Raw genomic sequence first — 12,719 nt, forward strand, 5'->3', positions numbered from 1 at the left:
CGTATCCGTCCCGTACCCGGTGTCCGGGGCGGGCGGATGTCCTCGGTACGGCTGCTGCCGCTGTACCGGGGACGTACGGATCGAAGGGCCCGGGTTGCTCACGCCGCGGCCGGAAAGGACCTTCGTCGGGCGCCCCGGTCGGGGAGCGGCGGGAGTCAGGTGCCCAGGAGGTGCAGGGAGGCCCACAGCGCCAGGACGGCGCCCGTCAGGGCCGTCGGGACCGCGAGGGCACCGAGCCGGGTGAACTCCCGCAGGTCCACGCCATGGCTGTGCTGATGGACGATGCGCCGCCACAACAGGGTGGCCAGCGATCCCGCGTAGGTGAGGTTGGGGCCGATGTTCACGCCGAGCAGGACCGCGAGCACCGCGCCGGGGCCGGACGGGGCGGCCAGCGGCAGCAGCACCAGGACCGCGGGCAGATTGTTGATCAGGTTGGCCAGCAGGGCCGCCAGGGCCGCGATGCCCAGCAGGGCGGGCAGCCCGGACCCGCCCGGGACCAGTCGGCCGAGGGCGTCCCCGAGCCCGTTGTCGACGACGGCGCGCACCACGATCCCCAGGGCGAGCACAAACGCCAGGAAGGACGGCGCCGCCGCCCGCACCACCGTGAGCGGGGTGGCCCTGCGCTGCACCAGCGCCCGCCCGGCGAGGACCAGCGCGCCGCCCAGCGCCGACCACGCCGGGTCGACGCCGACCGCGGAGGCGACCACGAACCCGGCGAGCGTGCAGGCCACGGTCACCAGGGCGAACAGCGGCAGCCGGGGCGGTTCCCCCGCGTCCTCGGCGGTGGCACCGGCCGCCAGGTCACGGCGGAAGAAGCGCCGGAAGACCAGGTACTCGATGCCGACGGCCACCAGCCACGGCAGGGTCATCAGGGCGGCGAACCGGGTGAAGCTCAGCCCCGCCGCGCCGAACGCCAGCAGATTGGTGAGATTGGAGACCGGCAGCAGCAGCGACGCCGTGTTGGACAGATGGGTGCAGGCGTACAGATGCGGCTTGGGACGGGCGCCCATCCGGGCCGCAGTGGCGAACACCACGGGGGTGAGCAAGACGATCGTGGCGTCCAGACTGAGTACGGCGGTGATCACCGAGGCGAGCGCGAAGACGGCGGTCAGCAGCCGCCCGGGGCTGCCCGCCGCCCAGCGCGCCATCCAGGCGCCGCAGGCCCGGAACAGCCCCTCCGTGTCGCAGAAGTGCGCCACCACCAGCACGGCGGCCAGGAAACCGACCACCGGCCCCAGCCGCTCCGCCTCGGCCCGGGCGTGGTCCAGCGAGAGGGCGCCGCTCGCCACCGCGATACCGGCGGCAGGCACCGCCACCACCGCCTCCGGCAGCCCGAACGGACGGATCACCGCACCGGCCAGCACGGCGACGAGCAGCAGGATCGAGAGGGTCTCGGCGATCGGGGTGTTCAGGGCGCGGTCCTTACCGTGAGCGGGGTCGAGGCTGTCCCTGCCTCACACCGGGCCGGTCAGCCCGTCCATCACATCAGACCGCGCAGCCGTCACCGGCACCACGGGGCCGGTCGCGCCGGGTCGGGGGACCGCCGGTCCGGTCGCGCCGGGTCGGGGGACCGCCGGTCCGGTCGCGGCGCTCAGGGTGCCCACCCGCTCATCCGCGCTCCCGCAGCCGCCATCCGTGGTCCACCGGCCCGATGCCGGATCCCAGTGCGAAACCCGCCGCGATGGCCGCCGTGACGTACTCCTTGGCCCGGCGGACCGCCTCGGGCACCGGCAGGCCCTGTGCCAGCCCCACCGCCACGGCCGAGGCGAGGGTGCAGCCCGTGCCATGGGTGTGCCGGTTGTCGTGGCGTTCGGCGCGCAGCCAGTGCTCCTCGTGGCCGTCCGTGAGCAGGTCCACGGCAGCCCCCGGCAGATGCCCGCCCTTGACCAGCACCCAGCGGGGCCCGTACGACAGCAGTTCACCGGCCGCGCGCCGCATGCCCGGCTCGTCGCTCACCCGCAGCCCGGTCAGCTCCGCCACCTCGTCCAGATTGGGCGTGGTGACGGTGGCCAGCGGCAGCAGCCGGGTGCGTACGGCGTCCAGCGCGTCGTCGGCGAGCAGCCGGTCCCCGTGCTTGGAGACGCTCACCGGGTCGACGACGACCGGGGCCGCCGTGCCGGTGAGCAGCTCGGCCACCGCGGTGACCAGCGCGGGCGAGGCGAGCATGCCCGTCTTGACCGCCTGGACGCCGATGTCGTCGACGACACTGCGGTACTGGGCACGCACCGCTTCCACCGGCAGCTCCCAGGCGCCCTGCACCCCGACCGAGTTCTGGGCCGTGACCGCGGTGATCACACTCATGCCGTGGGCGCCCAGCGCCAGCATGGTCTTCAGATCCGCCTGGATTCCGGCACCGCCACCCGAGTCGGAACCGGCGATCGTGAGCACCCGGGGCGGCGCGGTCATGCGCGGCCCTCCTCTCGCTTCTGTCGGCCCTCCCGGGCACGCAGCGGCGCGTACACCGCGAGTGCCACCGCGAAGGCCACGTAGTACGACACATCGGCGCCGTGCAGCGCGTGGGCGACCGGGCCCACGTACAGCCCGGTGTCCATGAACGGCACCGCGGCGGCGAAGGCCACCGCGAAGGCCAGCAGCGGGGGCCACGGCGAGCGGGGCCGGGCCGCCGCGGCGACGAGATCGACGGGGGCGCCGCGCCGGGCGAGCCAGTCGACCGCCACGATCGCCACGAACCCGGGGATCCAGTAGCCGACGAACAGCAGCACGTTCTGGAAGCGGGCCGTGGTGTCGGCGGCGTGCATCCACAGCACCAGCGGGAAACCGAGCAGCACGGCGAGCGCGGCCGCCGCCGGACGCGGCAGGCGCACCCCGATCGTCTGGAGGGCCAGGGAGCCGCTGTAGTCGTTCATCGCGTTGCTGCACAGCGCCGCCAGCGCCACGGCCAGCAGCCCGAAGGCGCTCGCCGCGCCCCCGCCCAGCAGGGTGTCCACCCCCGCGGCCGTCTGGTCGGTCAGCACGGAGGCACCCCACAGACCGAGCGCCTGCACGGCGGTGAAGGACACCACAAGACCGAGGAGCGTGTACCAGAACATCCGGGACCGCGAGGTGTCGCGCGGCAGATAACGGCTGAAGTCACTGGCGTACGGCGCCCAGGACAGCGCCAGACTGAGGGCGATGGTGCTGGTCAGAATGAAGGCGCCCGCCCGGTCGGCGCCGTGCACGGAACCGGTCGTGGCCGGGTGGACGCTGCCGGACATCCGCAGGGCGAGCAGCGCGAAGGCGGCCGCGAGCACAAAGGTCATCACGATCTGGAGGCGGTGGATCGCCTCGTAGCCGAGGACACCCAGCACCCCCTGCGCCAGCATGATCGCCAGGACGCCCAGCCAGAACGGCCAGCCGCACAGCCGGGCGAGCGCATCGCCGCCGAAGAGACCGATCAGGGCGTCCCAGGCGATGGACGACAGCCACTGCAACACACCGGGCAGCGCCACGGCCCGCCCGAACGCGAGCCGGGCGAGCGGCAGCTGCCCGGCGCCGGTGCGGCTGCCCCAGGTGCTCAGACACGCGGTGGGCACCGCGCCGAGCACCGTGCCGAGCACGACGGCGACGAGCGCGGTGGTGACATCGAGGCCCAGCGAGATGCCGATGGTCCCGGTGAACACACCGGTCATGGTCAGATTGGGCGCGAACCACACGGTGAACAGCCGACCGGCCCCGCCGTAGCGATTGCTCTCGGGGACCGGCTCGATACCGTGCCCCTCGATCCGGAGGTCGCCGGGAGCGCTCGGCATCCGGCCGTCGAAGACGGCTCGCCGGGCGTCGGCGGGCAGCCCGCCGGGAACATGCGCCAAAGGCATGGAAGACATCCCTCCGCCAGTACGAACTGGTTCAGGTTCGACGGGTGTGATCTCAGCCCCTGGAGGGGGCACCCCGTGTCCGGTACGGCGGCAAGACTAACCCGAGCCCCGGGATATGCCCTACGCAAGCAGCCGCCGCCCGGAATCCGGCGGCGGTCCGCTTGCCCTGGGTACCCGGTCGCCAACTCCCCGTGTCACGCGGCACGGGGAGTTGGCGCCCGGGCGCCCGGGCACCGCTTGGTGACCTATGCCGCGTGTTCCACGATCTCGCGGGCCATCTTCCGGTCCAGGGCGGCGCGCACCAGCGCGGCGGACAGCACCGCCGGTTCGGTGTCCCCGGCGAGCCGGACCAGTCGGCCCGGGTCCCTGGGCAGCCCCAGCCGCTCCGCCCCCGACAGGGCCTTGGCGTCCAGATAGGGCGCCACCTCCGGCCAGACCCGCTGCACCTCCCGTAGGAAGATGTCGGCGCCGGCGGGCCCCACCCCGGGGACCTCCTGGAGCAGTGAGCGCAGCGCCCGCACGTCTCCGTCGGCCTCCTTGCGCATGCGCCGCAGATCGCCGCCCCAACGTTCCGTCAGAAGCTGTGCGCCATCGCCGAGTTGGGTCGCCGTCCGCTCGTCGTAGCGCCGGTATCCGCCCCGGCCCAGCGCGTCCACCCGCTCCTGCCAGGAGGCGTCGGCCATCCGGCGGGGATCCCGCAGACCCGCGTCCGTCAGCGCCCGCACCGTCTCCAGAGCGATGGAGGTACGGATGCGGGCGCTGAGCAGCAGGGCCATCAGCAGCAGCCGGTAGAGCGGCTGAGGGGTGTCCTTCAGCGGGATGCCCGCTTCCTCGGCGTAGGTGCGGCCGTGGTCGTGGACGAGTTCCGCCACCACCCGGTCCTGGGTGTCCCGGCGGGCCACGGCGGACTCACGCCCCGGCTCTGAGCGGGTCGTGGCCGATCGCCATCAGACGCCTTCGCCGTGCGTCGGCAGCACCATCGGTACTCCCGGCGTCCCCGGCGTCCCCGGCGTCCCCGGCATTCCCGCCATCCCCGGTGTGCTCGCCGTTCCCGTCCCGGGTGACCTCGGCGGCTGCCCGGTCGGGGTGGTCGGTGACGGTCTCCACCACCTCGTACATCACCTGGATGTCGGCGTCGGTGAGATCCGTGCGCCGCTTCTGGAGGATGGCGAGGACATGCTCCCCGGTGGGCGCTTCCGTCCCCTCCTCCGGCGGTCCGGTGCCCTCGGCGGCTTCCTGGATCCGCAGACAGGCGGCGATTTCCTGGGAGGTCATGTTCACCACGCGGTGGAACTCGGCCCACAGCGTTTCCATCTCCAGGGCGTCGGTCATGGCGTACTCCTCTCGCCCTCGGCGCCGGGGCCCGGCTCAGGCTGCCGGGCCCCGGCCGTGTGTCAGTCCTCCCGCGGCCAGTTCTCGGCCTCGAACATCCAGCGCTGCTTCTCCAGTTCCGCGGTGAGCCCGATCAGCAGGTCCTGGCTGACCGGATCGGCCTTCTCCGTGGCCTCGATCCGGGCACGCAGCCGACCGATCACCGTCTCCAGCAGCTCCACCATCAGCCGCACGACATCCGTGTCGCGCAGCCAGCCGTCCTTGGTGCCCGGCAGGCCGAGCGTGGCGGCGACGGTCTCCGGGCGCCCGTCCGGCGAGACGCCGAGCGCGGCCGCCCGCTCGGCCACCGTGTCGGCGTACGAGCGTGCCGTGTCCACCACTTCGTCCAACTGGAGGTGGATCGAACGGAACCTCGGTCCGACGATGTTCCAGTGGGCCTGCTTCCCGATGAGCGACAGCCCCAGCAGATCCACCAGGGTCTCCTGGAGGGCCTCCCCCGTGATCCGGCGGGCGGGTTCGGGCAGCGTGCTGCGCACCACGGTCATCGTGCACTTCTCCTTCTGGGTCGTTCTGTCGTCCTCCGGAGCAGTGCGGCGCGCTCACGCTCGCCGGTGCCGCCCCACACGCCCGCCGTCTGCCCGCTGCGCAGCGCCCATTCCAGGCACTCGCCGATCACCGGGCAGCGGTGGCAGACGCGCTTGGCGGCGGCGGTCTCCTCCAGTGCGGGTCCTGCCGACCCGACGGGGAAGAACAGATCGGGGTCCTCGCCCTCGCATGCCGCGTACCGCAACCACTCCATGGCCGCCCGGGTGCCCGGGACGGATGCGGCGAAACCCGGTGGCCTACGCCGGGAACGCGCCGGACGCTTCCCGGCGGGGCGCCCGCGGTCTATAGTCCGAAACTAGCGGTGCTAATTATTGGTGAGGCCGATCAGGAGTCCCGTCGTGCGTACCGTCCACTTCGCGGCAGCCCGCCGCACCCCCATCGGCAGACTGCGCGGCGCCCTGTCCACCGTGCGGCCCGACGACCTCGCCGCGACGGTGATCCGCGCCCTGGTCGCGGAGGTCCCCGGACTCGATCCGGCCCGGATCGACGACGTCTACTGGGGCGCGGCCAACCAGGCGGGCGAGGACAACCGCAATGTGGCCAGGATGGCGGCCCTCCTCGCCGGACTGCCCGCATCCGTCCCCGGTGCCACGGTCAACCGGCTCTGCGCCTCCGGCCTTGAGGCGGTGACGACGGCCGCCCGCACCATCGCCGCGGGCGAGGCCGACATCGTGCTCGCGGGCGGCTCCGAGTCCATGAGCCGCGCCCCCTTCGTGCTGCCCCGGCCCGACGAGGCGCTGCCGCACCGCATCGAGACCGTGGACACCCGGCTCGGCTGGCGCCTGGTCAACCCCGCGATGAAGGACCTCCACGGACTGCTCTCCATGGGCGAGACCGCCGAGGAGGTCGCGGAGCGCCACGGCATCGGACGTGCCCGCCAGGACGAGTTCGCGCTGCGCAGCCACCGGCGTGCCGCCGAGGCGCACAAGAACGGCCGCTTCGACGCCGAACTGCTGCCCGTGACCGGTCCGGACGGGGTCGTGGTCACCGCCGACGAAAGCGTGCGCGAGGACACCTCGCTGGAGAAACTCGGCCGCCTCAAGCCGGTCTTCCGCGAGAACGGCAGCGTCACCGCGGGCAACGCCTCGCCCATGAACGACGGCGCGGCCGGACTCCTCCTCGTCAGCGAGGAGGTCCTCGGCGAACTGGGTCTGGAGTCCCTCGGCCGCTATGCGGCAGGTGCCTCGGCCGGTGTCCACCCCGATGTGATGGGCATCGGGCCCGTCCCCGCCACCGAGAAGGCCCTCGCCCGCGCGGGCTGGACCCTCGACGGCATCGAGGAGGCCGAGCTGAACGAGGCGTTCGCCGCCCAGACCCTGGCCTGCGTCGACCGCCTCGGTCTCGACCCGGACCTGGTCAACCCCGACGGCGGCGCCATCGCCCTCGGCCACCCCCTCGGCTGCTCGGGCGCCCGCATCCTCACCACCCTGCTCCACCGCATGCACCGCACCGGCGCCACCCGCGGTCTCGCCACCATGTGCGTGGGCGTGGGCCAGGGCAGCGCCGTGCTCGTGGAACGGCCCTGACCACACGGCCCCGGACCCGCCCCCTCCCCACTGCCGTTGGGGCGCGTGATCTACTGCGACGGCACGGACGACCGAGGAGAAGCCCGGGACCGACGGGCTGGGACCGCGAGGCCGGGGCCCAGTAGCCGGGACGAGGGGCCGGGAGCTGGAAGCCGGGACGATGACGCTCTGGAACATATCGGCGGGGGGATTCGCCGCGCTGGCGCTCGCGGCGTTGCTCGTCGGCTTCTCCAAGACCGCCGTCAGCGGTGCCAACACCATCAGCCTGGCGGTCTTCGCCGCGGTGCTCCCCGCCCGCGCCTCGACCGGCGTCCTGCTGCCCGTGCTGATCGTCGGCGATGTCCTCGCGGTGCTCACCTACCGGCGGCACGCCCACTGGCCCACCCTGTGGCGCCTGTTCCCGGCCGTCGCCGTGGGGGTCGTTCTCGGCACCCTCTTCCTGGTGTGGGCCGACGACGGGATCGTACGCACCTCAATCGGCGCGATCCTGCTGCTGATGACCGCGGTCACCCTGTGGCGCCGCCGCACGGCCGACAGGCCGGAGGACCCGGACGCGGTGGCCACCCGCCCCGGCCGGATCAGAGCCCGTTCCTACGGCGTTCTCGGCGGCTTCACCACCATGGTCGCGAACGCGGGCGGCCCGGTGATGTCGATGTACCTCCTGTCCGCCGGCTTCCGCAAACTGGGCTTCCTCGGCACCTCCGCCTTCTTCTTCCTGATCGTCAACGTCTCCAAGGTGCCCTTCAGCGTGGGCCTCGGCCTGATCAACGGCCGCTCGCTGCTGCTGGACGCGGCACTCGCGGTGTTCGTACTGCCGGGCGCGCTCCTCGGGCGCTGGGCACTGGACCGGATCAACCAGCGCCTCTTCGAGCAACTGGTGATCGTGGCGACCGTGCTGGGCGCACTCCAACTGCTGCTGCGCTGAGCCGGACCGCCGTGCCCAGGGGCGCCCGGGCGGCGGTCGGCGAGGCAACGGGCGCCCACGGAGCCGCCTAGTGTCACTCGCCCCGCAGCCGGGGTGCGCAAGCCCGTGCGTCCAGCGGGGCCGGATCCCCCTCCACGGTCGCCGCCGACGCCCGGGCCCAGGCCATCAGTCCGGTCACATCCAGGTCGTACGGCCGGTCCTGTCCGGTCTCGGCCGACCACGCCTCGACCGCGCGGGCGCCGCGCCGCAACAGTCTTGCGCCCCCTGTCGCATTGCCTCGGGCCGCGTGGGTGAGGCCGACGGCCAGTTGGGCGAGCCCGCGCCACAGCTCGCGCTCCCCGTCGGGCCCCGACTTCCAGGCATCCTCGAAGACCTCGTGCGCATGGAACGGCCGCCCGGCGTCCAGCAGCGCCTGCGCCTCCTGGACGGTCTCCCGCGGACTGCGGACGACCCCCTCCGGCTGACGCTCCACCCCCGGCGCGCCATACGGCAGCGGCCGCCCCAACCCGTCCCGCGGCCGCGCGTTACGGGCCCGCCCCTCCGCGTCCCGGTCGCGCGCCCGGCCCCCGCCACCCTCCGATACGTGATCCATACCCCGATTCTCCCTCCACCCCGGTCCCCTGCGGGACAGCCCCCACCGTGCGGTAAAGTGCTGTCCGCGCCATCACGCGGAGCACCGCGGACAGCGCATCGGGACGTGGCGCAGCTTGGTAGCGCACTTGACTGGGGGTCAAGGGGTCGCAGGTTCAAATCCTGTCGTCCCGACTGGAGACAGTCGCAGATCAGGGCCGGTTTCGGAGACATCCGAAACCGGCCCTTGATCATTTTTTGGGGACCAGGTGGGGGCCAGCGTTCCTTGACCGTTACCTCTTCCACCGCACCGGCGGCATGATCGGCAGTCTGTCCCAGCTCACCGTGGCGCCGCCGTGCCGGCCATCGAGGACGGCCGCGAAGCCATCACCGAAGACCTGCTGGAGTGCGTCCCGATCGACTTCGCCGCCGGGCAGTCCGAACGGCTCACCTCTCCGGCCAAGGCGAACGGGCGGCGGAGGCGCGCGGCCTGAGCTAAGGGAGGTCGGGCAGGTCAAGGAGCGTGAGCATCGCGGGGAGCAGGTCGGTGTTGAGCGGGTCCGGGTTGGTGCTGTCGATCGCGCCTTCCAGGGTGAGGGTGGTGTATCCGTGGACGAGGGACCAGACGGCGTAGCTGGGGATGAGCGCGGGGTCGGTGTCGTGTGCTGGTTCGGCGTTTTCGCCGTGCAGGGCGCGGTGCAGGGCGCGCAGGGCCCGGTGTTTCTGCTCGGCCAGTTCGGGTGCGGTGTAGTCGAACTGGGTCATCCGCCACATCAGGTCGAACAGGGCGCGGTTCTCGCCCGCGAACAAGACGTACTCGGCGGCGATGCGCTGGACGCGTTCCGGGGTGCCGAGTCCGGTGAGGTCGAGTGCTTCCAGCCGGTCGCAGAGCTGACGGTAGGCGTGGGTGGCGAGGGCGCCGAGCAGTCCGCGTGCATCGCCGAAGTGGTGCTTGGGGGCGGACTGTGACACCCCCGCGCGCCGTGCGGCCTCTCGCATGCTGAACCCGGCGACGCCTTTCTCGGTCAGCACCATGAGGGCGCTGTCGAGCAGCGCGGCGCGCAGGTTGCCGTGGTGGTAGTGCTCTCCGGCGAGCGGTTCCTTGCCCATCCCGTCATCTTGACGGTGGGCAGATGATCCGTAAACTGCTCACTGTCAAGATGGGGGGATGGGAGCGTACATGGCAGACAAAGTGCTGGTCACGGGCATCTCGGGATTCATCGGTGGACACCTCGCCGCCGAGTTGCTGCGGCGCGGGTACGAAGTAAGGGGCTCGGTGCGGTCGCGCTCCCGTATCGGCGAGGTGCATGCCGCGATGACGGCCGCGGGCGCCGAAACTGCTGATCTCGAAATCTGTCAGCTCGACCTGATGTCCGACCGGGGGTGGGCGGAGGCCGCCCAGGGGTGCCGGTACGTCGCGCACGTGGCGTCCCCGTTCGTACTGGAGAAGCCGAAAGACCCCGACGAACTGATCCGTCCCGCCGTCGAAGGTACGGCCCGGGCGGTCACGGCAGCCCTGGACGCGGGCGCGGAACGCGTGGTCATGACCTCGGCGCTGGCGACGATGCAGTTCGCCCGCGCACCCAAGGGGCACCTCTGCACCGACGCCGACTGGACCGACCCGGACGACCCGCGCCTCAACGCGTACACCGTCTCCAAGATCAGGGCCGAGCGTGCCGCGCTGGAACTCGCGCAGCAGCGCGGTGCCCCGGACCGGCTTGCCGTCATCAACCCCGGCGCGGTGATCGGGCCGCTGCTGACCGACGATCCCGGAACCTCGGTCACCGCGATCCAGCAGATCATGTCGGGAGCACTCCCGATGATCCCCGACCTCCGGCTCCCCTGGGTCGACGTACGAGATGTCGCCGACGTCCACATCGCCGCGATGTCCTCCACGAGCGCCGCCGGCCGCCGCACGATCATCGCCACCGACCCGATGTCACTCATCGAAGTGGCCGCAGTGATCCGCGAACGCCTCCCCCGGGCAAGCCGCAAACTGCCCAAGCGCGCGATGCCCACCTGGTTCACCTGGCTCGCCAGTGCCTTCGAACCCCAACTGCGCGACAACCGATGGTTGATCGGCCAGAAGCAACGCTTCGACCACACCCCGGCCGAAACCCTCCTCGGACGTCCGCTGCGGCCGATCCCCGACGCCATCGAGGAAACAGGACGCAGCCTGGCCGACCGGCAGCTCATCTGAACCCCGAGCTCACAGAGCCGACCGCCGCAGCATCGGGGGCTGGGTGGCCGGGGTGTTCAGGACGTATTCGCGTGAGGCGTGTACTTCGTTGCGCAGGGTGGCCAGGTCGACGTCGAGGACGTGTCCGTTCCATTTGCGGGGCTCGCCGTTGATGAGGACGGCGCTGATGTTGCGGGTGTCGGAGCCCAGCACGATCGTGCCGATCGGGTCGTTGAGCGGCATGTTGTTGAGGTCCTCGGCCTGGATGACCAGCAGGTCGGCCTTCTTGCCGGGGGTGAGTGAACCGGCCACGGTGGACAGGCCGTTGGTGCGGGCGCCCTGGAGGGTGGCGAAGTCCAGCACGTCGTGGGTGGTGATGCGGGAGGGCTGCCGGTCCGTGCCATGGGCGGCGTTGACCGCGCGCATCCGCTGGATGGCGTGCAGGGCCCGCATCTGGGTGAACATGTCGCTGGCCAGGGCGACTTCCACGTCGATGCTCAGTCCGGGGCGGATGCCGACGGACAGGGCCTCGTCGACGGCGGGGATCGCGGTCTCCAGGCCGATCTGGGCGTCGGAGGTGGGGGCGAGCGCCACGGTGGTGCCGGTTTCGCCCATCGCCTTCCATGCCTCGGGGGTCAGTCCGGTGGCGTGGATGAGAGTGACGTCGGGGCTGAGGGCGCCGTCCTCGGCCCAGCGCAGGACCGCCTCGGAGGAGGACGTGCCGAAGACGGCGTCCACGCTCACCCCGACACCCAAATCGCGTGCGAAGCGGGCCGGTTCGGGGCCATAGGCGAGTGCCGGTCCGGCGATCTCGTCGGTGGCGAGCGTCGCCAGGCGCAGGGTCAGCAACTGGTCGGTACTGTTGAAGTACTGGTCCTGGACGCGCCTCAGGTCGCCGGGCCACTGCCGGTCCCAGTCGCCGAAGTGCGGGCCCATGGAGGCGTGCACGCCGCGGATGCCGGTGTCGCGGAGGGCCTCGATGGCGGCGTCGGTGTGCTCTCGGGTGCGGGAGTTGTGGGAGAAGTCGAGCATGGTCGTGATGCCGCTGTCGATCGCGGTGAGGGCGGCCAGCCGGGTGCCGGTGTACATGTCCCCGGGCCGGTAGACCGTGGCGTAACCGGCCAGGGTGGACCGGACGTAGCCGCCGAGGTCGTCGACGTCCGGCATGATCCGGCGCAGCTGGGCTTCCCAGGCGTGTCGGTGAGTGTCGACGAATCCGGGAGCGAGGATGGTGCCGGTGGCGTCGACGACCACGGCGTCGCCCGCTCCGAGGCCGGGGCCGACGGCGGCGATGGTGTCGCCCTCGACGAGGAGGTCACCGCGGGCGATGACGCCGATGCCGGGGTCCATGGTGACGATGGTCGCGCCGGTGAACAGGATGCGCCGCCGGTCGGCGGTGCGGCGCCGCAGCTCCTCGAGGACGGCGGCGCTGGTGGTGCCGGTGGCGTTCATGGGAGGGCTTCTTTCCGTACGGCGGAGACAGGGGCGGCCGGGGCGGACCGTGGGGGAGGCGGGGTCAGTTCGTCTGCCGGGGGCAGCTCAGGCTGATCGGGCACCAGCCTCTGTCCTGTCCGTCATGGCAACCAGGTCGCGGTCTCCCTGGGTGCCGGGCACCCATGAACGGATGCGGCTCGACCGTCGGGCCGGGAGTGGGGGGGGGGGGGTGGCCCCCCCCCACCCCCCCCCCCCCCCGGGGGGGTGACCGGGACCCGGGACTGCGCCGGGGGGGTGCCCCCAACCCCCGGGGGGGGAGCCCCCCCTTTACA

14 protein-coding genes, 1 tRNA gene and 1 riboswitch are annotated in these 12,719 nt (G+C 72.3%); of the genes, 5 read left to right on the forward strand and 10 right to left on the reverse strand.

Annotation, left to right across the window (positions count from 1 at the left end; genetic code table 11):
- Positions 1-155: 155 nt before the first annotated feature.
- The 7 genes from ACIHAA_RS04085 to ACIHAA_RS04115 form a co-directional block, all read right to left on the reverse strand.
- Positions 156-1,412 (reverse strand): arsenic transporter, encoded by a 1,257-nt coding sequence (locus ACIHAA_RS04085; RefSeq protein WP_399813715.1) that lies wholly within the window; start codon positions 1,410-1,412, stop codon positions 156-158.
- Between the two features lie 196 nt (positions 1,413-1,608).
- Positions 1,609-2,406: a bifunctional hydroxymethylpyrimidine kinase/phosphomethylpyrimidine kinase gene (thiD, locus tag ACIHAA_RS04090; protein ID WP_399812747.1), complete on the reverse strand. Its 798-nt coding sequence runs from the start codon at positions 2,404-2,406 to the stop codon at positions 1,609-1,611.
- Positions 2,403-3,815, reverse strand: coding sequence for a purine-cytosine permease family protein (locus ACIHAA_RS04095; protein ID WP_399812750.1), 1,413 nt, complete (start codon positions 3,813-3,815; stop codon positions 2,403-2,405). Before ACIHAA_RS04095 ends, thiD begins: the two co-directional genes overlap by 4 nt.
- A riboswitch (TPP riboswitch) is annotated at positions 3,807-3,901 on the reverse strand. (Overlaps the previous gene by 9 nt.)
- A gap of 159 nt (positions 3,902-4,060) precedes the next feature.
- A complete protein-coding gene (locus tag ACIHAA_RS04100; RefSeq protein ID WP_399812752.1) occupies positions 4,061-4,717 on the reverse strand; it encodes an endonuclease in 657 nt (218 codons plus the stop codon).
- Between the two features lie 7 nt (positions 4,718-4,724).
- Positions 4,725-5,147, reverse strand: a complete 423-nt coding sequence (locus ACIHAA_RS04105; protein WP_399812755.1) for a DUF3140 domain-containing protein — start codon at positions 5,145-5,147, stop codon at positions 4,725-4,727.
- A 62-nt stretch (positions 5,148-5,209) separates the two neighbouring features.
- Positions 5,210-5,692 carry a Dps family protein gene (locus ACIHAA_RS04110; RefSeq protein ID WP_399812757.1) on the reverse strand — a complete coding sequence of 161 codons (483 nt, stop codon included), beginning with the start codon at positions 5,690-5,692 and terminating at the stop codon, positions 5,210-5,212.
- On the reverse strand, positions 5,689-5,946 hold the full coding sequence (locus tag ACIHAA_RS04115) for a WhiB family transcriptional regulator (RefSeq protein ID WP_399812759.1): 258 nt from the start codon (positions 5,944-5,946) through the stop codon (positions 5,689-5,691). Before ACIHAA_RS04115 ends, ACIHAA_RS04110 begins: the two co-directional genes overlap by 4 nt.
- Positions 5,947-6,091: 145 nt before the next feature.
- Between ACIHAA_RS04115 and ACIHAA_RS04120 the strand changes: the two genes are divergently transcribed.
- Entirely contained in the window at positions 6,092-7,279 is a 1,188-nt protein-coding gene (locus tag ACIHAA_RS04120; RefSeq protein WP_399812761.1) for a thiolase family protein, read from the forward strand.
- Positions 7,280-7,439: 160 nt separating this feature from the next.
- Positions 7,440-8,204: a sulfite exporter TauE/SafE family protein gene (locus tag ACIHAA_RS04125; protein ID WP_399812763.1), complete on the forward strand. Its 765-nt coding sequence runs from the start codon at positions 7,440-7,442 to the stop codon at positions 8,202-8,204.
- Between the two features lie 73 nt (positions 8,205-8,277).
- Here the strand turns inward: ACIHAA_RS04125 and ACIHAA_RS04130 are convergent, their stop codons facing one another.
- Positions 8,278-8,796 carry a DUF309 domain-containing protein gene (locus ACIHAA_RS04130; RefSeq protein ID WP_399812765.1) on the reverse strand — a complete coding sequence of 173 codons (519 nt, stop codon included), beginning with the start codon at positions 8,794-8,796 and terminating at the stop codon, positions 8,278-8,280.
- A gap of 99 nt (positions 8,797-8,895) precedes the next feature.
- On the opposite strand from ACIHAA_RS04130, the gene ACIHAA_RS04135 reads away from it, so the two are divergent.
- Both ACIHAA_RS04135 and ACIHAA_RS04140 read left to right on the forward strand, forming a co-directional pair.
- Positions 8,896-8,969: transfer RNA gene (locus tag ACIHAA_RS04135), tRNA-Pro, on the forward strand.
- A 161-nt stretch (positions 8,970-9,130) separates the two neighbouring features.
- The gene (locus tag ACIHAA_RS04140) at positions 9,131-9,268 is read left to right on the forward strand and encodes a hypothetical protein (RefSeq protein WP_399812767.1); all 138 of its coding nucleotides are present in this window, start codon (positions 9,131-9,133) and stop codon (positions 9,266-9,268) included.
- A gap of 1 nt (position 9,269) precedes the next feature.
- Here ACIHAA_RS04140 and ACIHAA_RS04145 read toward each other — a convergent pair whose 3' ends face one another.
- A complete protein-coding gene (locus tag ACIHAA_RS04145; RefSeq protein WP_399812770.1) occupies positions 9,270-9,884 on the reverse strand; it encodes a TetR/AcrR family transcriptional regulator in 615 nt (204 codons plus the stop codon).
- 70 nt (positions 9,885-9,954) lie between these two features.
- On the opposite strand from ACIHAA_RS04145, the gene ACIHAA_RS04150 reads away from it, so the two are divergent.
- On the forward strand, positions 9,955-10,974 hold the full coding sequence (locus ACIHAA_RS04150; RefSeq protein ID WP_399812772.1) for an NAD-dependent epimerase/dehydratase family protein: 1,020 nt from the start codon (positions 9,955-9,957) through the stop codon (positions 10,972-10,974).
- Positions 10,975-10,983: 9 nt separating this feature from the next.
- Here ACIHAA_RS04150 and ACIHAA_RS04155 read toward each other — a convergent pair whose 3' ends face one another.
- Positions 10,984-12,405, reverse strand: coding sequence for an amidohydrolase family protein (locus ACIHAA_RS04155; RefSeq protein ID WP_399812774.1), 1,422 nt, complete (start codon positions 12,403-12,405; stop codon positions 10,984-10,986).
- Between the last annotated feature and the right edge of the window lie 314 nt (positions 12,406-12,719).

Source organism: Streptomyces sp. NPDC052040 (assembly GCF_044548405.1).
Taxonomy (GTDB): Bacteria; Actinomycetota; Actinomycetes; order Streptomycetales; family Streptomycetaceae; genus Streptomyces.